General features: G+C 64.6%; 24 protein-coding genes. 4 read left to right on the top strand and 20 right to left on the bottom strand.

Going from position 1 to position 21,931, the window contains the following annotated elements; translation table 11 throughout:
- Positions 1-116: 116 nt before the first annotated feature.
- The 20 genes from ACEWQZ_RS12105 to flgB all read right to left on the bottom strand — a co-directional run bounded on the left by ACEWQZ_RS12105 (position 117) and on the right by flgB (position 19,418).
- Positions 117-767, bottom strand: coding sequence for a response regulator (locus ACEWQZ_RS12105; RefSeq protein ID WP_476483351.1), 651 nt, complete (start codon positions 765-767; stop codon positions 117-119).
- Entirely contained in the window at positions 764-2,152 is a 1,389-nt protein-coding gene (locus tag ACEWQZ_RS12110; protein WP_476483352.1) for a PAS domain-containing sensor histidine kinase, read from the bottom strand. Before ACEWQZ_RS12110 ends, ACEWQZ_RS12105 begins: the two co-directional genes overlap by 4 nt.
- A gap of 67 nt (positions 2,153-2,219) precedes the next feature.
- On the bottom strand, positions 2,220-2,750 hold the full coding sequence (locus ACEWQZ_RS12115; protein ID WP_476483353.1) for a PilZ domain-containing protein: 531 nt from the start codon (positions 2,748-2,750) through the stop codon (positions 2,220-2,222).
- A 99-nt stretch (positions 2,751-2,849) separates the two neighbouring features.
- Positions 2,850-3,170 (bottom strand): hypothetical protein, encoded by a 321-nt coding sequence (locus ACEWQZ_RS12120; RefSeq protein ID WP_476483354.1) that lies wholly within the window; start codon positions 3,168-3,170, stop codon positions 2,850-2,852.
- Positions 3,167-3,574, bottom strand: coding sequence for a flagellar export chaperone FliS (gene fliS / locus ACEWQZ_RS12125; RefSeq protein WP_476483355.1), 408 nt, complete (start codon positions 3,572-3,574; stop codon positions 3,167-3,169). Before fliS ends, ACEWQZ_RS12120 begins: the two co-directional genes overlap by 4 nt.
- Before the next feature lie 78 nt (positions 3,575-3,652).
- Positions 3,653-5,035, bottom strand: a complete 1,383-nt coding sequence (gene fliD / locus ACEWQZ_RS12130; protein ID WP_476483356.1) for a flagellar filament capping protein FliD — start codon at positions 5,033-5,035, stop codon at positions 3,653-3,655.
- Between the two features lie 105 nt (positions 5,036-5,140).
- Positions 5,141-5,512: a flagellar protein FlaG gene (locus tag ACEWQZ_RS12135; RefSeq protein ID WP_476483357.1), complete on the bottom strand. Its 372-nt coding sequence runs from the start codon at positions 5,510-5,512 to the stop codon at positions 5,141-5,143.
- Between the two features lie 107 nt (positions 5,513-5,619).
- On the bottom strand, positions 5,620-6,999 hold the full coding sequence (locus tag ACEWQZ_RS12140) for a flagellin N-terminal helical domain-containing protein (protein ID WP_476483358.1): 1,380 nt from the start codon (positions 6,997-6,999) through the stop codon (positions 5,620-5,622).
- A gap of 230 nt (positions 7,000-7,229) precedes the next feature.
- Positions 7,230-8,927 carry a sulfotransferase gene (locus ACEWQZ_RS12145; RefSeq protein WP_476483359.1) on the bottom strand — a complete coding sequence of 566 codons (1,698 nt, stop codon included), beginning with the start codon at positions 8,925-8,927 and terminating at the stop codon, positions 7,230-7,232.
- 142 nt (positions 8,928-9,069) lie between these two features.
- Positions 9,070-10,266: a flagellar hook-associated protein FlgL gene (gene flgL / locus ACEWQZ_RS12150; protein ID WP_476483360.1), complete on the bottom strand. Its 1,197-nt coding sequence runs from the start codon at positions 10,264-10,266 to the stop codon at positions 9,070-9,072.
- Positions 10,267-10,272: 6 nt separating this feature from the next.
- On the bottom strand, positions 10,273-12,150 hold the full coding sequence (gene flgK, locus ACEWQZ_RS12155; protein WP_476483361.1) for a flagellar hook-associated protein FlgK: 1,878 nt from the start codon (positions 12,148-12,150) through the stop codon (positions 10,273-10,275).
- A gap of 5 nt (positions 12,151-12,155) precedes the next feature.
- Positions 12,156-13,157: a flagellar assembly peptidoglycan hydrolase FlgJ gene (flgJ, locus tag ACEWQZ_RS12160; protein WP_476483362.1), complete on the bottom strand. Its 1,002-nt coding sequence runs from the start codon at positions 13,155-13,157 to the stop codon at positions 12,156-12,158.
- Positions 13,158-13,160: 3 nt separating this feature from the next.
- Complete coding sequence (locus tag ACEWQZ_RS12165; RefSeq protein ID WP_476483363.1) at positions 13,161-14,342, bottom strand: flagellar basal body P-ring protein FlgI; 1,182 nt, start codon at positions 14,340-14,342, stop codon at positions 13,161-13,163.
- The gene (gene flgH / locus ACEWQZ_RS12170; RefSeq protein WP_476483364.1) at positions 14,284-14,937 is read right to left on the bottom strand and encodes a flagellar basal body L-ring protein FlgH; all 654 of its coding nucleotides are present in this window, start codon (positions 14,935-14,937) and stop codon (positions 14,284-14,286) included. Before flgH ends, ACEWQZ_RS12165 begins: the two co-directional genes overlap by 59 nt.
- 22 nt (positions 14,938-14,959) lie before the next feature.
- Complete coding sequence (flgG, locus tag ACEWQZ_RS12175) at positions 14,960-15,742, bottom strand: flagellar basal-body rod protein FlgG (protein ID WP_476483365.1); 783 nt, start codon at positions 15,740-15,742, stop codon at positions 14,960-14,962.
- Positions 15,743-15,869: 127 nt separating this feature from the next.
- Positions 15,870-16,610: a flagellar basal body rod protein FlgF gene (locus ACEWQZ_RS12180; RefSeq protein ID WP_476483366.1), complete on the bottom strand. Its 741-nt coding sequence runs from the start codon at positions 16,608-16,610 to the stop codon at positions 15,870-15,872.
- A gap of 34 nt (positions 16,611-16,644) precedes the next feature.
- A complete protein-coding gene (gene flgE / locus ACEWQZ_RS12185) occupies positions 16,645-17,862 on the bottom strand; it encodes a flagellar hook protein FlgE (RefSeq protein WP_476483367.1) in 1,218 nt (405 codons plus the stop codon).
- Between the two features lie 56 nt (positions 17,863-17,918).
- Positions 17,919-18,584: a flagellar hook assembly protein FlgD gene (locus ACEWQZ_RS12190; RefSeq protein ID WP_476483368.1), complete on the bottom strand. Its 666-nt coding sequence runs from the start codon at positions 18,582-18,584 to the stop codon at positions 17,919-17,921.
- 13 nt (positions 18,585-18,597) lie between these two features.
- Positions 18,598-19,017, bottom strand: a complete 420-nt coding sequence (flgC, locus tag ACEWQZ_RS12195) for a flagellar basal body rod protein FlgC (RefSeq protein ID WP_476483369.1) — start codon at positions 19,015-19,017, stop codon at positions 18,598-18,600.
- Complete coding sequence (flgB, locus tag ACEWQZ_RS12200; protein ID WP_476483370.1) at positions 19,014-19,418, bottom strand: flagellar basal body rod protein FlgB; 405 nt, start codon at positions 19,416-19,418, stop codon at positions 19,014-19,016. The genes flgC and flgB overlap by 4 nt, the downstream gene beginning before the upstream one ends.
- 229 nt (positions 19,419-19,647) lie before the next feature.
- Between flgB and flgA the strand changes: the two genes are divergently transcribed.
- From flgA to ACEWQZ_RS12220, 4 genes are all read left to right on the top strand, one after another.
- The gene (flgA, locus tag ACEWQZ_RS12205) at positions 19,648-20,349 is read left to right on the top strand and encodes a flagellar basal body P-ring formation chaperone FlgA (RefSeq protein ID WP_476483371.1); all 702 of its coding nucleotides are present in this window, start codon (positions 19,648-19,650) and stop codon (positions 20,347-20,349) included.
- Positions 20,350-20,415: 66 nt separating this feature from the next.
- Positions 20,416-20,724: a flagellar biosynthesis anti-sigma factor FlgM gene (gene flgM, locus ACEWQZ_RS12210; RefSeq protein ID WP_476483372.1), complete on the top strand. Its 309-nt coding sequence runs from the start codon at positions 20,416-20,418 to the stop codon at positions 20,722-20,724.
- Positions 20,725-20,728: 4 nt separating this feature from the next.
- Positions 20,729-21,220, top strand: a complete 492-nt coding sequence (locus ACEWQZ_RS12215) for a flagella synthesis protein FlgN (protein ID WP_476483373.1) — start codon at positions 20,729-20,731, stop codon at positions 21,218-21,220.
- Positions 21,221-21,235: 15 nt separating this feature from the next.
- Positions 21,236-21,928 (top strand): flagellar brake protein, encoded by a 693-nt coding sequence (locus tag ACEWQZ_RS12220; RefSeq protein ID WP_476483374.1) that lies wholly within the window; start codon positions 21,236-21,238, stop codon positions 21,926-21,928.
- The last annotated feature ends 3 nt before the right edge of the window (positions 21,929-21,931 follow it).

The raw sequence follows: 21,931 nt of genomic DNA on the forward strand, positions 1-21,931 counted from the left end.
GTCGCTAAAGACGTTGATGACAGTTTTACGTCACCGCGCCGGAAAGGCGATCAGGCAAACCCTGAAATCGGCATCGGGGATACCCTGATCTTTTTGCGGGGGGATTGAAGACGATCTCAGTTTCGGTCGGCTACCAGGCCGTAGCGCACGGCAAAGCGCACGATGGCGGCCACATCACGGACCTCGAGCCGGCGCATCAGGTTGGCCCGATGGCTTTCGACGGTCTTGACCGAGACGTTGAGCCGCGCGGCGATTTCGCGCGTGGAATAGCCCTCGGCGATCTGCTGCACAACCTGGCGCTGGCGACGAGTCAGCCGGTCCAGCGGGCTGTCGCCCTGGTCGATTCGGCTGAGGTAATCGTCGATGACCTGCCGGGAAATGGCCGGGCTGAGGTAGGTCTCGTTGCGCTCGACCGCACGCACCGCCAGCTGCAGCTCCAGCGGCGCCGAGTCCTTGAGGAGATAACCGCTGGCGCCCTGCCGCAGGGCCTGCAAGACGTATTCCTCATGGGCGTGCATCGACAGCATGATGACCTGCGTTTCCGGCACCCGCTGGCGCAGCTCGGCAAGCGCCTCGAGACCATTGAGCTCTGGCATGGCGATGTCCATCAGCGCCAGGTCGGGCCGGTGCTCGCGAGCCAGATCGATTGCCTCCCAGCCGTCGGCGGCTTCGGCCACCACCTCGATACCGTCGAAGCTTTCGAGCAGCGCGCGCATGCCCGAACGTACCAGATGATGGTCATCGGCCAGCAAGACCCGGAGCTTCAATGTTGCACTTCCTGATCATGTTGTTGGTCGCCCACGCTGGACAAGCGCTCTTCGGCCGCCGCATCGGCCACTGGAATACAGCCGGAAACGCGCGTGCCCAGCCCGATTTCCGAATCAATCCGGAACTCGCCGCCGAGCAGGGTCACGCGCTCGTGCATGCTCAAAAGGCCAACGCTGCGACCGCCGCTCGATTGCGCCCGTGCCAGCCCGGGATCGAACCCGCAGCCGTCGTCGTCGATGCTGAACTCGAGCTGGTCACCGCAGCGCCGCAGGCGGACGGAAACCGCCGTTGCCCGGGCGTGGCGCATGACGTTGGTCAGCGCCTCCTGAACAATCCGGAAACAGGCGGACTCGACTCGATGAGAAGGCCGCTCTTTCAGGCCTTCGACCGTGAAGTGAACGTGCATGTCGTGATCGCGCCGGTGCTGGTCGATCAGCCAGCGGAGCGCGGCTTCCAGGCCCAGATCATCGAGCAGCGACGGTCGCAGTTCACGCGAGAGGCGACGCACCTGATCAATCAGATCATCCACGCGCGCAGAAATATGATCGATCTGCTGCTGCGATGGTTCAGGCGCCAGGCGCAGCGTCTGCAGCCCCAGCTTGATGGCGGTCATGGTCTGTCCGAGCTCGTCGTGCAGCTCACGCGCGACGTGGCGCCGCTCTTCTTCCTGGGCGTCGAGCAGGCGACGTGAAAGCCCTTCAAGACGCTTCTGATAGGCCGCCCGCTCGGCATCGAAGCGCCGGCGCTCGCTGATGTCTTCGGCCATGACGAGCGCGTAGATCACCTGCCCCTGCGCATCCTGGATGCACTCGGTGCTCAATCGCGTCCAGCAGTGCCGTCCGCCGGTGCCGACAAAACGAAACTCCTGCCATTCGTCTTCGGCGCGGTTGTCCAGGGTTCGCTGAATCATGGCGCGCAGCGCCTCCCGGCCGTTTCCGTACACCATGTGCTCGACAGCGCGGCCGACCAGCGCGGATTCGCCCAGGCCGCTGAGCAGGCGAAACTGTCGATTGGTGTAGGCAATGCGCTGATCGGGGCGGACCAGCGCCATGGCGATGGGGTTGTAGCGAAAGACCTTGAGAAAGCGAAGCTCCCCGGCCTGGATGCCGTCGACAGCGCCAGGCTGTTCCGACAACGGCTCGGCGACACCCCCGGCAGCGGACGAAGCCCGGCGAAAGCGGCCGGAGTGGCGTTTGGTCGGCAGCGTCATTGCAACGGCAATCACCAGCGCAGTGAGCACGGCGGCAGACAGTGCCGGCGCTGTCGGCTGCGGCGCAAACCACAGCCACAACGCCAGGCACAGACACGCCAGCACCAGCCCGCCCGGCAGCAGATAACCCGGGCGCGACGAGGCGCCGCTGCTGTGCTCAGGTTCAGAAGTCATGATGAAGGGACACTATACCTGCAAGCGGCAGGCTCTTGCCAGCAGCAAAAGCCGGCTGCCCGGAAAACTACTCGCGGCGGCTGGCGGCAACCTGGCGGCGGTGATGACGAAAGACATGGCGCGACAGCGCGTCGCGCAGCGGTTCGGAAAGGCGGTCGGGCTCGAAGCGCACCCAGCGTTCGCCGTCGCGCTCGAGCTCTTCCACCACCTGGCCGTTCATGACCAGCGGCGTCGGCACACCTGAGTGCAGCTGAAGGCTGACCGTTCCCGATTGTCCGGCTGCGGCTTCGCCATCGGCGGCGCGAAACTCCAGGGTTTTGAGGGCAATGCGTACCGGGCGGGAGGGCCCCAGGCTCTCTTCCTCGCGCAGCAGCCGGGCCACCATTTCCATCAGCACATGCAACTTGACGTCGAGGCGGCGCAGTTCCTGCTGTATTTCCGGACAGTCTTCGAAAGCGTGCTCGGAGGGCTTTTCCTCGATCGCCGCAACCGACTCCAGCACCAGCAGATTGGCCCGATTGCGGCCACAGTCGGCAGCGGGTTCGCTGCCGCTGGCGGGTGCCCACTTGAGGGGCAGATTGTCTTCATAGCTGACCATGTGCCGCTCCCGGTTGATCAATGCGCCTGGGCGCCCGGATCCGGGCCGATCCAGGCCGATCGAAGCCGGGCTTGCCACGCCCTGCAGGCGGCAGCGGCTCTAGCCCGGCTGTGCTTCCAGATAGGCTCGCGCTGAACGGGTCGACTTGCGGGCGCTGCCGAGTTCATGCTCGAGGCGCTCACGCAGAGTTGCCAGATCACGCATCAGCTGGCGGTCGCTTTCGAGCGTGGTGTAGAGTTCGGTCACCAGCGCCTCATCCTCGGCCGCTTCGCGAATATTAGCAAACAGCGCCATCAGCTGCCGGTGACGCTGCGCGGCCAGCTCGCTGGCGCCGGCCAGGTTGGCCTGCTGCACCTCTTCGCGGATGGCCAGGTTCAGCTCGCGAATCCGGTCCAGCCGAGTGGACGGCATCGCGGTCATGATGCGCTCGCTGCCGAGCGCTGCCCGGAGGCGCCGCGCACTTCCGGGCCCACGGCCTTCCAGGCCTCGCGCACCGGCTGGATCAGTTCCTGCACTTCGCGAATGATCGCGCTGTTGTTGTGCAGGTTGGCTTCGGTCAGGCGCCGCGTGATGTAATCGTAGAGCGCCTCGAGGCGCTGCGAGAACTCGCCGCCGATATCGTGATCGAGGCTGTCCTGCAGCGCGGCGATAATGGAGACCGCGCGCGAAATGCACTCGCCCTTGGCCGCCGTCTCACCGCGCTCGATATGGCCGATGGCGCGGGACAAGCGCTCCATGGCGCCGTCGAAGAGCATGCTGACGAGCTGGTGCGGATCGGCGTATTCAGCGTTGAGCGCGTTGTTCTGGCGATAGGCTTCGAGCATGGGTTCCACCTGTTTGGCAATCGTGATCGGGTTTCAGGCCCTGTAGCGGCGCGTCGGCATTCGACTTGAGAGCCGCCATCACTTCTTCTGCGCCAGCGGCATATTGGCCAGCTGCTGCTGGAGAAAACCCGATGTCTGATTGAGTTGAGCCACCAGTGAATCCATTGCCGAGAACTGCTTGATATAGCGAGCCTCGACCTGCGCCATGCGATCATCGAGCCGCAGCCGTTCATCGGCAATCTGATCGAGCCGGTCGCTGAGGCCATCCTGGCGCGACGCAAGCAGGTTGCCGCTGCCCAGCACGCTGCCGAGATAGCTGTCCAGGCTGGTGCCAATACCCTTGTCACCGCCCAGCAGCGAGGCGAGCGCGTCCGGCCGCGCCTCGAGCACGCCATCAAGCTTTTCCGAGTCGACTTCGAGCTGGCCGTCGGCCGCCGTGGTGATGCCGAACACTGCCAGTGAGTCGCGCTGGCCCGCAACCTGTCCCACCTGGCCGGAGATGATGCTGCGGATCTGTGACATCACGCCACGCACGCCGGCGTCGCCCTGCAGTGGGCCGGCACGATCGCTTTCGGGGTCATAGGCGGTCAATTTGTTGGTGACATCGATCAGGGTGTTGTACTTGTCGATGAACTCATCGAGCCGCTCCCGCGCCGAGCTGAGGTTCTCGCTGATGGTCAGCACATGTGTATTGCTCACATCGGCTTTCTTCAGATCCAGAGTCACGTGATCGATCACGCCGGTGACGCTGTTGCTGGCGCTGTAGTGATCAAAGCCTTCCACGCGCACGTGCGCGTCAGTCGCCGTCTCGATGACGGCAAGATTGCTCGTGCCCGAACCGTTCGGGTCGTGCACCAGGCTGTCGAGTCCGCCGTCGCCGCCGGAAGCGGTGATGGTGACGTCGTTCTCCGCCCCCGTATCCTGGCCGGTCAGCACCAGCCGGCTGCCGCCGGATTCATTGATGATGGTGGCCGAGATGCCGGTATTGTCTGCCGCTGTGTTGATGGCGTCGCGAATGCCCGCCAGCGTGTTGTTGCCCGAATCGATGTTCAGGCTGAAAGCGGCATCGCCGAGGGCGAGCGTCAGCTGGCCCGTGCCCACGGCTGTCTGCGAGTCGGCAAAGGGACCGGAAGCAAGCTTGGTCGCGGTGGCCAGCGAGCGCACCTCGACGCTGTAGCTGCCGGCAACCGCCTTGCTCTCGGCCGCGGCGCCAAAGGTTTCCGTACTGCTGCTTTTGGCGCTGCGCCCCGAGCTCATCGCGCCGCCTTCGGTCAGGCCCTCCACCGCAGACTGCAGCCCCGACAGCGCGCCCTTGAAGTTGCCCAGGGCGGACAGCTCCATCTTGTAGCGCGCCTCATGACGGTTGAGACGGCTGGCAACCGGCTGCCGCTCGGCGCTGACGATCTGCTGAACCAGCGAATCGAGGTCCAGGCCCGAACCCACGCCCATTGACTGAATCATGTTCTGTCTCCTTCGGCTCCCATGCCGGGTGCAAAATACGCGTTATTCATCGCGGTCTTCTTCAGTTGCGGTGGCTGCGTTGATTACGTGCAAAAACCATACCCGCTACGCCTCCACGCTGAGCAACCTGGCCTGCTGCTGCAGGCTGGCCTGCTCGGCCAGAGCGCGCGCCTCTTCAGGCGGAATGCTTCTGAGCACCTCGCCGCTTTCGGCATGGCGCACCAGAATGACCACCTGACCCGATTCGTCGCTGATCTGAAACTCGAGCTGCCTGCCATTCTCGCGCATGTAATCCTGCAGGCGCTCGGCCAGGCTTTCCATGCGCGCCTGCAGCGCTTCGGTATCGATCGAACCGGATCGAAGCGCTTGCGCGCCTGCGCCCCGGGCACCTGCCACCGCCTGGCCAGGCGGCGCGGTCTGCCGCTCGTCCGCTGCCGCGCGAATCATTGGATGGTTCACTGACAAGCTGGTATCCATCACTTGCCTCCCGGCTGTTGCCTCACCTTTCTGTCATGCATAAAGGGGCCGGACGTTGCCGCCCGGCCCCCCTTGACCCATGGTCATGTTGGTCATGACCGCTGCGATTACTGGAGCAGTGCCAGCACGTTCTGTGACGTGGTATTGGCCTGCGACAGCACCGAGGTGCCGGCCTGCTGCAGAATCTGCGCCTTGGTCAGGTTGGCCGTCTCCGATGCAAAATCGGCGTCCTGGATGCGCGAACGCGCGGCCGACAGGTTCTCGTTCACGATCGAGAGGTTGTCGATGGTCGACTCGAAACGCGTCTGTACCGCACCCAGCTCGGCACGCAGACCGCTGACCTGCTGCAAGGCGAAGTCCAGGGTCTGCAGGGCATCGGAAGCATCCTCCCGGGTCAGCACGTTGACATCACCCAGGACATCGTTATTTGCGGTGAAGCTACCGAGTCCGACCTCGCCCTGATCGCCGCCACCCAGACTGATTGCACCACCCACTTCGGTCGAGAGCGTGATGCCGGCAAGGAAGCTCTCGCTGCCGCCTGCACCGCCGGCCTCGGTTCCGAACACGGCGTTGGTGGCGTCTTCAGTCACGTCAATCGAAGAGCCGGAGCTGGTCAGCGTGATGGTGCCGCCGCTTTCCTCGGCCGTCACGCCAGTCTGGGCGGAAACGTCATTGATCAGGGCCGCGGCATCACTGGCGGAGGTGCCGGATGTGATATCAATCGAGACGTTGTTGATGCTGAGAGTACGATCGTTGGTGCCATCGGTGGCGTAGGTCAGATCCTGCGACACTTCATTGGCGACCTGGGCAAAGACGCCGCTGTCGGACGATACCTGGTTGATCCTGTCGACAATATCGCTGGTCGAACTCGCTGATGTGATGCCACTGAGGTCGACATCGGCACCGTTGACGTTGAGACCTGCAGCTGTGCCGGATACGGCAGACGCGACGATTGCGTCACCGGTCCCGACATTGGCACCCAGCTGCGAGGTACGCGCATCCACGCCGTCAACCGAAATGGTCTGGCCCTGGTTGGCGCCCACCTGGAAGACCAGATTGGACAGCGTGCCGTCGAGAATGGCCTGACCGTTGAATTCGGTCGAATCTGCCACGCGGCCGACTTCGGCAATCAGCTGCTGCACTTCGTTGTTCAGTGCCTGACGGTCCTGGGCCGAGTTGCTGTCGTTGGCCGACTGCACCGCCAGCTCGCGAATGCGCTGCAGGCTATCGCCGATGGTCGACAAGGCGCCTTCGGCAGTCTGCGCGAAGGAGATGCCGTCATTGGCGTTGCGCATGGCCTGGTTAAGGCCGCGAATCTGCGTGGTGAAGCGCTCGGAGATGGCCAGACCGGCCGCGTCGTCCTTGGCGCTGTTGATGCGCAGGCCGGAAGACAGACGCTCGAGCGAGGTCGCCAGCTGGCTCTGCGAATTATTGAGATTGCGCTGAGCGTTCAGCGACAGAATGTTGGTGTTGATGACCTGGCCCATGAGTTTCCTCCTTATGTAGCCACTGTTTCCGCTTGGTCCCGCCTAACGACGCCCCCTTGCATTGCCGGCGGGAGCCATTAGTCGCGTTCAATGTCTTTAGCGGACCAGGAAGGAGAAACTTTAGGGTTGCCGCGTTTTATCCCGATGGTCACAAAAACTGGGGCAATGGAACCGCGTCATTGGACCGCAGGCGCCGTGTGCGGAGCGCCGCTCCACAGCGCCTCCGGGATTCAGACCGATATACCGTAATCCTGCAGCGCCTCGATGAGCGGCTGGAGCTGCTCCTCGTAGCGCCGCCAGCGCTCGACCGATCCGGTGTGGATTGGCTGGCGCACCTGCCACTGACTGGCCGTGCGAATGCTGCGCTCGACCTTGTGCGGGCAGAGCATGGCCTCGTTCCAGTCCAGCCCGATGAATTCGGCAATGCGTCGGGACTGGCCTTCCGGGTCGGTCACCAGCGCTTCATAGTCGACATCGAGAATGCGATCGCCCAGCACGTCTCGCCAGTGGGCCATCAGACGACGATAGACGTGGTAGTGGTGCGCCGCATCCTCCAGGTCGTTGGAGAAAGCCTGTCCGCGGGCAAAATTCTGCTGGAAGCAGGACAGCAGATTATCGACCGGATGGCGGCGCACGTGGAGGATCGCCGCGCGCGGAAACATCAGCGCAATGGCGCCGATATGGCGGTAGTTGGCCGGCATCTTGTCGGTCACGAATTCGTCATCACGATAGTCGCACGGCAGGTCGGTCAGATAGGCCGAAGCCGCCCGCGTGAGCCGCTCGCTGGTCAGTCGCCCTGGATCCAGGACCGCACTACCAGCGGTCTCGCGCATCAGATTGGCGCGCACGCTGCGCTCCAGACACCTGAGCTCCCCCGCGCCGTGAACCGCGGGGTGACCGGCGATGATCTGCTCGGTCAGCGTGGTGCCCGAACGCGGCATGCCGAGCACGAATATCGGCACCCGACTTTGGCATTTCGAGCTCTTGTACGCCGCCAGGCGTTCGGCCGAGAAGACGTCGCGCAGTCGTTCGAGCTCGCGCTCATGTCCGCGGCGTGAATACGGGCGGGTGTGACGACGGAATTCATTGGCCTTGCGGAAGCAGGCGAACGCCTGCTCGTGCTCGCCGATGTCGTCGCTGAGCTTGCCCCAGGCGAACAGGAAGTCCACCTTCTCGCGGTACGGCAGGCTGTCGAATCGGGAGAAGGCTTCGCTGAACCGCTGCACCTCTTGATCTTCGGGCTTGATCCGGCGGGCGCTGGCCATGCCGCACAGCGCGCTGACGCAGTGCGGATCCCTCTCCAGCGCTGCGGCAAAGCAGTCGACGGCGTGGTCGTGTCGGCCCAGACGCTGGTGGATCTTGCCGAGGTTAGCGGTGAATACCACATTGTCCGGCGCCAGCCGCCGGGCCTCTTCGTAGGCGTCCAGCGCCTCGTGGTTGCGCTCCAGTTCTTCCAGTGCATTGCCCAGATTGTTATGTGACATGGCGTGCGTCGGGCGCAGCGCAACAGCGCGCTCGAGCACCGGCAGGGCATCGTCGAACCGCTCGCGGGTATTGAGGAGCGCGCCCAGGTTGCCGACCGCTTCCGGATAGTCCGGGTCGTACTTGAGCGCCATACGAAACAGTTTCTCTGCCTGCTCGATCTGCGCCATGGCCAGCATCACGCTGCCCAGGTTCGACAGGGCCTGGGGAAAGTCCGGCCGAATCTGAAGCGCGCGCGAAAGCCGCTCGACGGCCAGCTTGAACTGGCCGCGCTGAAACGCGACCACGCCATGGAGCTGCCACGCCGTGGCGTCGTCCGGGTGCGCAGCCAGCCAGTCGCGATAGCCGGATTCGGCCCGGTCCAGGTCACCGGCCTCCTGCAGATCACGCAGTTGCTCGATCTTGCTCGTCGCGCCGGCGCTGGCCGGCGGTTCACGCAACGCCATGGGCGCTCTCCTTGAAGATGTCCTGATTGCACCTTGGACCTGCAAAGTCCATGCCGGAACCCGCCCTTGGCGGCAGCCAGCAGCGCTTGCCGAGGCCGCCCCGACCGGAAACCACCGCGCCGGCAGGCGCGGCTGCTGCCGATCAGCGAATATAGTTGAACAGCGACAGCCCCTGGATCTGAACATAGCTTTGCTGCGCGGCCTGCAGGGCCACCAGGGTCTGCTGCATCTTCGAGATCGCTTCGGCGTAGTCCAGATCGCGAATGTCGGAGCCCAGCTCCTGGAGCGTGAGCTTCATGTCCTCGTGGTTTTCTTCGACGTGATCGAGGGTCTTGAGGCGGCCACCAAGGTCGGCGCGCACGGTCAGCAGATGCTCTTCGGCCTTGTCCAGCCGCACCAGGGTGTCTTCGAGCACCTGGCGGCGATCTGCCCGGCCGGCCTGGCCGACGGCCGGCTGCTCGAGCGTGCTGGCCAGGCGATCGACGGTTTCGAACATGCTGATGTTGCGCGCCGGCTCGATCCTGAACTGATCACCCGCTGCGGGTTCGCCGGTAATGCTGACCGCCACGCCGGCAAACCCGATTGCCTCACCCGGCTCGTAGCTGCCGGTGGTCACGGTGGCGCCTCCCGAGTCGGTCACTTCCCAGGCGTTGGCGGCGGTGAAGGTCAGGGTGTAGTCATCGCCGGTCCAGGCGCCCGGATCCATGCGCCCATCGAGCTCGATGATGCCGGTGCCGGCATTGCCGCCGTCGGGGCGGGCCTGCACCCGGCCGTTGCCGTCGCGAATGCGCATGAACACGGCATCACCGGTGTCACCGTCGGCTACGGTGGTGCCCGGGCCGATGGTCAATTCACGGCGGGTATGGTCGCCGAAATAGGCAACACTGCCGCCGGACAACGCGAACGGCTTGCCGCCGCTGCGAGCGCCGGCAAAAATGTACTGCCCGTCACCGTCCTGGCTGTTGGCCAGCGCCAGCAGCTCGTCGATGCGCTGGCGCAACTCGGTGGCGATCATCCCGCGCGAGCTGTCATCGACGCTGTCGGAGCCGGCCTTCACGGCCAGCTCGCGCACGCGCTGGAGCGCGTTGCCAACCGCCGAGAGCGTATTTTCCTCGACCGACAGGCGCTGCCGGGCGCGGCCGATGTTGTCGACGAAGACCGTCTGCTGATCGATCGCCCGCTGCACTTCCTGCAGGCGTGCGGCACCCACCGGATCGTCGGACGGGTTGTTGATGCGCTTTCCGGTGGCCAGCTGGTACTGCACCTGCGACAGCTTCGATTGCTGGCCCAGCATGCCGTTGAGCCCGGACTGATAAAGCCACGATGTGGAAATTCGCATATCGAGCTACCTCAGGGCACCCAGCAGTGACTGGAACATGCTGTCGGCCGTTTGTATGACGCGCGCCGAGGCCTCGTAGGCCTGGCGATACCTGAGCATGTTGGCGGCTTCCTCTTCCAGATTGACGCCGCGCACCGACTCCAGCGCCTGCTGCGAGCTGGTCAGCAGCGAGTCCTGTGAATCAAGAGACGCCTGGGCCGCGGCCGTGGCCGCGCCGACTTCGGTGATCATGCTGTCGGTGTGCTCGAGAATGCTGCGCGCACCGCCGGCAAGCACGCCGGCCTGGCGCAGATCGCCCAGGGCCAGCGCGTTGCGATTGTCGCCCTCGCCGCCGCTGTTGGCCGCGACGGTGAATTCGTCTCCGGCAGCCGGGCTGCCGCTGATCTGCACCCGCCAGCCGTTGACGTCGATGTCATCGCCGTCGCTGTAGGCAAAGCTGCCGCTGCCGTTGATCTGATAGGTATTCGCGTCGATGAAAGTGATGGTGACGTCATCGAGCAGGTTGGGATCATTGATATCGAGCACTTCTCCGCCAGAGATTTCGCCACTGCCGACGTTGTCGATGCCACTGCCGGTGGTGATCGGTGCGGCCGCGGCGATGGCTTCCGGGTCATTGATCAGGCGCTCGAAGCCGGCCGCGGCGTTGCGCGTGGGCTGAATGGCAAACCGATCTCCGGCCGCGGTCGCACCGCTGACCTCGATCGACAGCCCGTCGGCAACGAAGGGATCGGCCGCGGTGCCCGAGCCGCTCAGCGCCACATCCTGGCCGGTGGCGGTGTTGCGCAGCGACCAGCTGCTGCCGTCGTACTCCATCAGATAATCGTCGCCGCTCAGGCCCGCGGCGTCGTCGATGCGCACATCGACTGTTGCCGCTCCAGCGTTATTGCTGGCCGGAAGCACGTTGGGACCGCCGACATCAAAGAAGCGCCCGCCCAGCTGGCCGTTGAGATCCATGCCCTGCTGGTGAACACTGTTGAACGATTCAGCCAGGGCCACCGCCGCGCGCCCGAGGTCGTTGCGTATCGGCTCGAGCGTCTGGCTGCGAAAATCCAGCAGTCCGCCCAGGGTGCCGCCGGAGAGCTGCCGGCCGATATCGGCACCGCCCTGCATCACGGTCTGATCGGTCGGGCCGAAGGCGCCGTTGCCCACGTCGAGCTCGTTGACGTCGATGTTTAGCACCAGCGACTGCCCGGTGCCGATGTAGACGTTGACCGCGCCGCTGTCGAGCTGATCGACGCTGACATCGATCTGCTCCGACAGCTGCGCGAGCAGCCGGTCGCGCTGGTCGAGCAGATCCGCCGGCAGGCTGCCGCTGGCGGCACCGGGCGCCGAGGTGATGCGCTGGTTGAGATCGGCAATGCCCTGCCCCAGCGAGTTGATGCGGTCCACCGAGGCCTCGACGCGCTGGCTGACCTCGCGGCCCATCTCGGCCAGGCGACCGTCCATGCTGGTGATGCGCTGGGTCAGCGCGCCGGCCTCGCCGAGCATGGCCTGACGAACCGGAATCGAGGACGGATCATTGGCCAGGGCCTGGACCGATGAAAAGAATTCCTGCATGCCGGCCGAGAGTCCGCGGGTATCGCTGCCGAGCAGGTCGCCGGTACGCGCGGCCAGACCGTGAAAGGTCTCCAGCCGCGCCTTGCCGGCCAGCCCGCTGCGCACCTCGTTGCCCAGAAACTGATCGTAGACGCGCTCGATGCTGTTGACGCGCACGCCTGCACCCAGATGGTTGCCGCCCCAGAACTGCGGCGGCATGGTGCCCAGGTTTACCCGCTGGCGGCTGTAGCCGTCGGTGGCGGCGTTGGCGATGTTGTGCGAGGTGGTCGACAGCGCCCGCTGGAACGCCAGCAGGCCCGACAACGAGGTATTGAATGCATTGACCATGATTGCTAACCCTTCACCGGATTCATGCCGGCCTGACCGTCTTCAGCGGCAACAGTTGCAGAAGCTTGAATGGGCGTGGCCGGCTCCAGCCGCCCGGCGATACGCTCGATCTTGCCGGCGTAATCCGGGTCGGTGGCGTAGCCGGCCTGCTTGAGCGCGCCGGCAAAGGCGCGAACGTCCTGCCCCGAACCGAGCGCCCCGGCATAGCGTTCCCGCTGACTCAGAAAGCGCTCGTAATCAGCCATCGCTTCAGCCGGCGAATCGTAGGCCCGGAATCGCGCCACCTCGCGCACGGCCACGCCATCGCGCACTTCCATGGTGGGCACGGTCACGCTGCGCCCCTGCCAGTCGTCCCCGGCCTTGATGCCGAACAGATTCCACGCCGGCCGGCCCTGCCCGTCGTGCATCACATGCTGGCCCCAGCCGGTTTCCAGCGCCGACTGGGCGACAATGGCGCGCGCCGGCACATCGAGCCGCCGGGCCACCTGCTCGGCCAGGGGTTCGAGCGTGGCGATGAAATCCTCGCGCCCGGCAAAGGCCGGTGCGCGCGTCACCGCAGCCGGCTCGCTGGCGGCTTCCATTTGCGCCGGCGCCTGCCGATTGTCAGCACGATTGTCGGCAACCAGCGCTGGCGGCAGCACGACGCTGCGCGGCGGCAGATTCAGCGCCGCCGGTTCGCTATCCGGGCGCGTTGCTGCGGCACCCTCTTGACCACCAAGCTGGCGCATCAGCATGTCCGACAGCCCGAGACCGTCGCCGCGGGCAATATCAAGCGCCACCTGCTTGTCGAACATCTGGTAATAGGTCTGCATCTGGCTGCTGTCGAACAGCCCGCCCTCGATACCGGACTCGCGCATGCTCTTGAACATCATCTGGATGAACAGGGCCTCGAACTGCTCCGCGGCGGCCCGCAGCGAACCCTCCCGACCGCCGGCTGCGTCATGACGCAGCTGGGTCAGCGACTGGATATCGCCGTAGAACCCGCTGCTTGCCGCCGGGGCGCTCATGGCTCAGATCACCACCAGCTCGGCGCGCAGCGAGCCGGCCTGCTTGAGCGCTTCCATGATGGCGACCAGATCACCCGGGGCGGCACCGACCTGATTGACCGCCTGCACAATCTCGTTGAGCGTGACTCCCGACTCGAACAGGAACATGCGCCCGCCTTCCTGCTCCACCTCGATATCACTCTGCGGTACCACGGCGGTCTGCCCGCGCGAGAAACCCTCGGGCTGACTGACTTCCGCGCGCTCGGAGATGGTCACCGACAGCGAGCCGTGGGCCACCGCCGCGGGCAGTACCCGCACGTGATTGCCGATCACCACCGTGCCGGTGCGCGAATTGACAATTACCCGCGCCGGCGCGTCGCCGGGCTCGACTTCCATGTTTTCGAGTACAGACACGTAGCTGATGCGCTGCGAAGAGTCGCGCGGGGCGCGCACCTGAACCGTGACCGCATCGAGCGCACGCGCCGTGTCCTCACCGAGCTTGTCGTTGATGGTCTCGACGACGCGGTGGGCGGTGGTGAAATCGGGCGTGTGCAGGTTGAGCATGACGTGCTCGGCGCGGCCGAAGCCGCTGGCCACGGTGCGCTCCACGGTGGCACCGCCGGGAATGCGCCCGCTCGAAGGCACGTTGACGGTGATGCTGGAGCCGTCCTGCCCGGACACGCCAAAACCGCTGACCACGAGATTGCCCTGGGCAATGGCGTAGACCTCGCCGTCGGCACCGCGCAGCGGTGACATCAGCAGGCTGCCGCCGCGCAGGCTTTCGGCGTTGCCCATCGAGTTGACGGTCACGTCGATTTCACTGCCGGGCTTGGCAAAGGGCGGCAGCTGGGCATGGATGGTGACCGCAGCCACATTCTTGAGTTGCGGGTTGATGTTGCCGGGCACGGTCACGCCGAATTCCTGCAGCATGTTGCTGATCGACTGCACCGCATAAGGCGCCTGACTGGTCTGATCCCCGGTGCCGTCCAGGCCGACCACCAGGCCGTAGCCGACCAGCTGGTTGGAGCGCACGCCGGCCACCGAAGCCAGATCCTTGAGGCGCTCGGCACTTGCCGCCGGGCAGATCAGAAGCGCCAGGATGAACAGAAAAACGAGTCGAGCAGAGCGTTTCATGAAATTCTCCCGATCAGAACAGGGTGAAGGGCAGCATGAAGAACCGCGCCAGGATGCCCGGCCGGTTGGCATCGGCCAGAGCGCCGGTGCCCGAGTACTCGATCTGGGCGTCGGCCAGCTTCCACGACGGCACGCTGTTGTCGGGGGCGATATCGGCCGGGCGCACCACGCCGGCCACACGAATGTATTCACGCCCCTGGTTGATGGTCACCCACTTCTGGCCGCGTACGTACAGATTGCCGTTGGGCAGGCGCTGATGCACGGTCACGGTGATGTTGCCGTCAAGGCGATTGCTCTGGTTGCTGCTGCCCGCGCCTTCGAACTCCTGCGTCGAGCCGATCTGGCCCTGGAACAGCGGCACACCATCGTTGGTGATCTCCTTGCCGAAGACCGTGGGGTTGCTGATGTCGGCGGTGGTGTCTTTCTGTGTGCTGGTGCTGGAGCTGGTGGTGGCGTTGGTGCGCTCGACCAGCTGCACGGTAATGGTGTCACCCACCCGGCGCGCCTTGACGTCCTCGAACAGGGCAATGTTGTTGCCGGTCTGATAGATGGCGCCGTTGGCCTGCACCGGATCGGGCGCGGGCGATGCGGGCGGCAACGTCGCCGACCAGTCGTCAATGGGTTCGGGGCTGGCGCAGGCGGCCAGCAGGCCAAGACCCGCCAGCATGACCAAGCCGCGGCCCCGGCGACTACAGGTTGTTGTTGACATAGCGCAGCATCTCGTCAGAGGTCGAAATCGCCTTGGAATTCATCTCGTAGGCACGCTGGGTCTCGATCATGTTGACCAGCTCTTCGACCACGTTGACGTTGGAGCCCTCGAGCATGCCCTGGGCCAGCTGACCGAGCCCATTGAGGCCGGGATTGCCGGGCAGTGCCGGCCCGCTGGCACCGGTTTCGACAAACAGGTTTTCGCCGCGCGGCTCGAGGCCGGAGGGGTTGATGAAGTCGGCCGTCTGCAGCAGCCCGATCTGCACCGGGGCGGCCTGCCCGGGCAGCTTGACGCTGATGGTGCCGTCACCGCCGATGGTCACGCTCTGGGCGTCGGCGGGCACATTGATGCCGGGCTGCACCTGATAGCCGCTGGCGGTCACCAGCTGGCCCTCGGAGTTGACCTGAAAGGAACCGTCGCGGGTATAGGCCAGGTTGCCGTCGGGCATCTGGACCTGGAAAAAGCCGCGACCCTTGATGGCCAGGTCGAAAGCATTGCCCGTTTGCTGCAGGTTGCCCTGGGTAAACATCTTTTCGGTGGCCACCACGCGCGAACCGGTGCCCAGGTACAGGCCCGAGGGCATTTCAGTATCCTGCGACTGCTGTCCGCCCGCCTGGCGGACGTTCTGATAGACGAGGTCTTCGAACACTGCGCGTCCGCGCTTGAACCCGCTGGTATTGACGTTGGCCAGATTGTTGGACACGACCGACATGCGCGTCTGCTGCGCATCCAGGCCGGTCTTCGAGATCCATAGTGCCTTCATGGTGCTACCTCAAGAATTGTCTGTTCGGCGTCAGCGCCGTCATTGCCTGACCCAGTTCCGTGCAAAAGCGATGCCAGGAGACTGAAATGAAAGGCGGCGACCATGGTCGCCGCGCCGAGTCCCGCAATCAGCTCATGCGCAGCAGCTCGGCCGCCTTGCCGTCGTTTTCCTCGGCGGTTCGCATCATGCGGATCTGCATTTCGAACTGGCGCGAGAGCTCGATCATGTCGACCATGGACTCGGCCATGTTGACGTTGCTGCCTTCCAGGTGGCCGGTGGTCAGGCGCACACCGGCATCGTCCGGCGGCACGCCGCCTTCGGCGTTGCGAAACAGCCCGTCCTCGCCGCGCTCCAGCGCCACATCGGCAGCGTCGACCAGGCGAATACGACCGACCACCGCCTGCACCTCGGGCCCCTGCCCCAGCGGCACGACCGAGACCGTGCCGTCGCCACCGATGGTCAACTTGGCGTGCGGCGGCACCGCAATCGGGCCGCCGTCACCCATCACCGGATGGCCATCGCCGGTGGTCATCAGGCCGTTGGCGTCAAGCTGCAGATCACCGCGGCGGGTGAGCGCATCGCCGCCGTCGGGCGATTGCACCACCAGCCAGCCGCTGCCCTGAATGGCGACATCCAGATCGCGGCCGGTGGTCATCAGGTTGCCGGGAGCGAAGTCCGCTCCGGCGATCCCGGCCATGCTGTTGATGCGAGTGGGCAGCCCCGCCCCTTCGACCGGACTGCTCAGCGCGGCCTGTTCTATCGCCTTGTAACCAGGCGTGGCGATATTGGCGATGTTGTTGGCGTTGGCCGCCTGGGCGTCCATCACCTTGCCGGTGCCGGTCATGCTCACGTACAGGAGCCGATCCATGCCCTGCCTCCTTTCAGTTTCCGCTGGCGCTCGGTCAGCGGATGTTGATGATGGTCTGGGTGATCTGATCCGCGGTCGAGATCATCTGCGAGTTGGCCTGAAAGTTTCGCTGCGCCGTGATCATGTTCACCAGCTCTTCGGTCAGATCCACGTTGGCATCTTCCAGCGCTCCGGCTTCGATCATGCCCAACGATGAGGTGCCGGCCTCACCGCGAACCGCGTCACCGGAGCTGAAGGTTTCCGCCCAGGCGGTATCGCCCAGCTTTTCCAGCCCGTGAGGATTGGAGAAATTGGCCAGCGCCAGCTTGCCCAGTGCGTCGGACTGGCCGTTGGTGAAGCGCGCCAGCACCACGCCCTCGTCGCTGACATCGATGCCCATCAACCGTCCGCTGGCATAGCCGTCCTGCGACATGTTGTTGACCGCAAAGCGCTCGCCGTACTGGGTGGTGTCGGTGATATCGGTGGTCAGTGCGATATCGTCGGCGTCGGGGTTGACCGTGACCGGCGGAAAGGTCAGCTCGCCACCGGCCGGGGTGATCAGCGTGCCCGTTGAGTCGAATGCCACCGTCTGGGGGCTACCGGCGCTGACGCCACCGATTTCCAGATGCACTTCCCACTCGTTGGGGTTGGCGGTCTTGGAAAAGTAGTAGTTCGCGGTGTGCGAGGTGCCGAGCGAGTCGTAGACCGTCAGCGAGCGCGAATGATTGTAGCTGTCGGGATCATCCGGATCGAAAGGCGTGACCGTCGGCTGGGTAGCGTCGGCCGGCAGGTTGAGGCCCAGGGTCACGCTGCTGCTCGCATTCGGAGCGCTTTCGGTGGTGTTGAGCTGCAGATCAGCCAGCTGGCCGGTATTGAAGCCGCCGTCGGCCTGGGGCGGATAGGCCTGCAATCTCGACCCGGAGTCGTTGACCACGAAACCCTCGCGATCGACCGTGAATGCGCCTGCCCGGGAATAGCTCAGCGCACCGTCATTGCTGAGGGTGAAAAAACCGTCGCCGCTGATGGCCATATCCAGATTGTTGCCGGTGAAGCTGAGATTGCCCTGGGAAAATTCCTGCTGAACCGAGGACATGCGCACGCCCAGCCCGGTGGCGGTGGAAGAAAGCGACTGCAAACCGCTGGCGAACAACTCCATGAAGTTGCCGCGCGAGCGCTTGAAGCCGGCGGTATTGACGTTGGCCACGTTGTTGGCGGTGACGTTGAGATCGGAAGAGGCGGCTTTCAGGCCGGACAGTGAAATCTGGAATGACATGGTCTCGACTCCTTGGTGGATGACTATGTAATGGCAAAGGTTGCAGTTCGCGTGTTTCAGGAAATCTCTCGCGCATCGGCCAGCGACAAAGTGCCAAGCCCCTTGAGGGTCATGCGCATGCCGTCTGTGCCGCCAAACAGCGAGACGCTCTCGATCTCGCCCCAAAGATAGGTAGCGACAGACTCCTTGCTGCCGCCGGACTGATATTCGGCGGACACCTCATAGCGCCCCGCCGGCCCGGGCTCATCGTCGGCTGCCGCTGCTTGGCCCCACTCGAAGCGTGCCAGGCCGGTGCCGTCGTTCTCCACGGCGATGCGGGCCACCTCCTGGCCGGCGTCATCGCGAATGGTCACGACGCCGTAATCAACATCCTCGGGAAGCTCGATCACGCCGGAGATGCCTTCACCAGCAGACACCTCGATTGAATCTGCCGCCACCAGGGCCGAGCGTTCGACCAGCGACGCCGCCTGCAAGGCCTGATTGGCAGAGAGCGCGCCGGTGACCGACGACATGGTGTTATTGAGATTCTCGATGCCGCTGACGGTGGAGAACTGTGCCATCTGGCCGAGAAAATCGCCGTTTTCCATCGGCTTCATCGGATCCTGATTCTGCAGCTGGGTAATCATCAGCCGGAGAAAATCCTCCTGGCCCATCTGCTTTTTGCCTGGTGCGTTCGCGGAGCCCTGCCCCTGCAGCCCGCCGATCACGTCCATTGCACTCATGCCCGCTGTCTCCTTACTTGCCCAGCTGCAGCGTGCGCAACAGCAGCTGCTTGGATGTATTGAGCACCTCGACGTTGTTCTGGAACGAACGCGAGGCGGAAATCATGTTGGTCATCTCTTCGGCCACGTTGACGTTGCTTCTGAAGATGTAGCCTTGTTCATTGGCCTGCGGGTGTCCGGGGTCGTATTCGGGCATAGGCGCACGCCCGGACTCGACAATGTCGAGAATGCGCACGCCCTGGCTGGCGCCGGCATTGCCGGTTGCGCCCTGCTCGAGCAGGGTCTGGAACACCGGCTGGCGCGAGCGATAGGCCTGCTCCGCGCTGCCGGCCACCGTGTCGGAGTTGGCCAGATTGGATGCCGTGGTGTTGAGCCGCACCGATTGCGCGCTCATGCCGGAACCGGCAATATCGAAAACCTTGAACAGATTCATCGGCCACTACCTCCCTTGATGGCGTTGACCAGCGAGTTGATGCGGCCGCCGAGAAACTCCAGGCTGGCCTGATAGCGAATTGCGTTTTGCGAAAACGCGGCCTGCTCGCGCTGCGTGTCGACGGTGTTGCCGTCCTGGCTGGGCTGCATCGGCACCCGATAGAGCAGCTGGTTGCCCGCCGCCGTGCTGCCGCCGCCGGTGCCGATATGACCGGGCTGCGTGGTTTTCAGCGTGCGGCCACCACCGGCCTGCTTGAGCGCGGACTGAAAATCCAGATCGCGCGCCTTGTAACCCGGCGTATCGGCATTGGCCAGGTTGGCTGCCAGCACTTCGGTGCGCCGTCCGGTGATCTTCAGGGACCGGGCGTGCACGCCAAAATAGTTATCAAGATCGAATCGCATGTGCCGCTACACTCGTATCGAGTTAATTTGCCCTTCGATGATGCAAAGCTCGTGCCAGGGCCCGGTCACGCCCTTACACTGCCTTTGCGGCCGATTGACAGGTCAACGCCAGACGCCAAGGCGGCATTACTGCGGCAAGGCGTTGCCGGGTGGCGGCAAGACCTCGCCCCTGGCACGCGTTTTGCTCGGGTATGGAGCGAACTCATGTCGAACGCGATCGCCCGATGCCATGATGAAACCTGCAAGCCTGATGATCATCACGCTGATCACGCTGTCGACAGCAACGGCGGCGGTCGATAACGACATTCAGTCGGTCGAGAGCATCCGCGCGGCCGCCGAGGCATTCGTCGTGGCGCCGCATGATGATGCGAACGTATCCGCCCGGGCCGGTCGGCTGGACCCACGCCTGCGCCTGCCCAGCTGCGACCGGCCACTGAGTACTTTTGCCGCCACCGCGGCAGCTGCGGGCGGCAACCAGAGCGTCGGCGTTCGCTGTGAAGGTTCGCGAAACTGGACCATCTACGTGCCAGTGAAGGTTTCGCGCCGGGCCCGGGTCGTGGTGCTGGCACGAACTGTGCAGCGTGACACCCTGCTGACGCCGGAGCATCTGGACATGGTCACGCGTGACGTGGCGGGCCTCAGCAGCGGATTTTTTACACAGGCAGAAGAGCTGGTCGGCCATCGGGTCAAACGCTCGGCGGCGGCCGGCACGGTGCTCACGCCGGTGCTGGTGCATCGCCCGCCGCTGATCGAACGCGGCGATCGCGTTACCCTGGCCTCGGGCAGCAGCGCGGTAGCCGTCAGCGCCCCGGCCGAAGCTCTGGGCGCTGGCCGCCGCGGAGAGCGGCTGCGGGTGCGCAACCTGTCGTCGGGAAAGGTGATTGAAGCAGTGGTGGTAAGCCGGGGTCGCGTCGAGGCTCTGGGGCAATGAAACCGGCCCTAAAGTTTGCCCGGAATGAGCCGCTGAAATGTATAGCGTGTCACAGGAGAGTCAAAAATGGCTGACAAGATCAATGGCGTAACCGGCTCCATTCCCCAGAGCCCGTCGCGCCAGAAACCAGCCGAAGAGAGTCAGCGTGCGGCCTCGCAGCAGAGCCGACAGACGCAAAGCCAGGGTGATTCGGTCGAGCTGACCGATTCGGCCCGCCGACTCAGCGGCCTGGCCGAACAGGTCGCCGCCGGCGAGGCAGTCGATACCGGCCGCGTTGATGCTGTACGTCAGGCAATCGAGGACGGCAGCTATCAGGTCGATGCCGAAAGGCTCGCCGGCAAGATGCTGGCCTTCAATCGCCTGTTCGAGGACTGACTCCATGCTCATGGGACCGGGCCAGTGCGCAAAAAAACTGAGTCGGCTTTTTGACGATCAGCGTCAGGCCGCCGAGCAGCTGCTGGCGCTGCTGGAATCCGAGCGCGAGTCCCTGCGCCGCGGCGATGCAGAACCGCTCGAGCAATTCGCCGCCGACAAGTCCGATCTGATTGGGCGCCTGCAAGCCCTTGAATCCGAACAACGTCAGCTGCTCGGCGAACTGGCCTTCTCCGAAGACGCGGCCGATGCGCTTGACCGCGCGCTGGAGTGGTGCGACACCGACGGCAGGCTCAGGCAGCTGCACGCACTGACGATGCAGCGCGTTATCGAGTGCAAGCGCGACAACCAGCGCAATGGAGTGATGGTTCGCCAACGGCTCGGCTATCTGCGGCGCACGCTCGAAATCCTGCGCAGCACGCACACCGAGACGCCGACTTACGGCCCGGACGGACAAACCGAATCAAGCGGACAGTCGCGCCTGCTGGCCGAAGGCTGATCGGGTAACCAGGGGATGGCCCACACCGTCATCCGCTCCAGCCAGCGGCGATACGCGCTGCTGGCGCGCCTGCGTGATCAACGCAGCCTCATCCTGCTGCATGCCCGACCGGGAAACGCACCACCCTCGCTGTCGATGCTGCTGGCCATCGACCGCAGCGCCCAGGCCCTGATTCTCGATGCGCCCGTGGATCACGAGCAGCTCGAGCTCGAATCCGACAGCACGCTTCGTATCACCGCCAACCTGCAGGGCATCGATCTGCGCTTTCGCTGCCGGTTCCTTGGCTGGGTCAGGCATCAAGACGAATCGGCGCTGCAGGTCAGCCTGCCCGACGAACTCAAGTACCTTGAGCGCCGCAGCGCCTATCGCGTGCGCATCTCGGGCGCGTCGGCTGGGCTTGAACTCCGCGACGAAACCGAACGCTCGGTCGAGGGGCAGCTGATCGATCTGTCCCCGGGCGGGTTCGGCGCCGTGGTCGAAGACGCAGCGTTCATACGCGAAGGCGAGGTGCTAGACTGCAAGCTTGAGTTCAACGAATGGCGCTTGACGGTCGAGGCCGACATTCGCCGCAAGAGCGCCCCCTCGGCCCGTGGTTACTGCCATGTCGGAGCGCACTTCGTTGGGCTGGGTCGACGCGAGAAGCGGAGCCTGGAGCGCATCGTCGCCCAGCTCGAGCGCCAGGCAATCCGCTCCGACCCGACCCGCTAGAAA

It is taken from the genome of Wenzhouxiangella sp. YN1 (assembly GCF_056324145.1).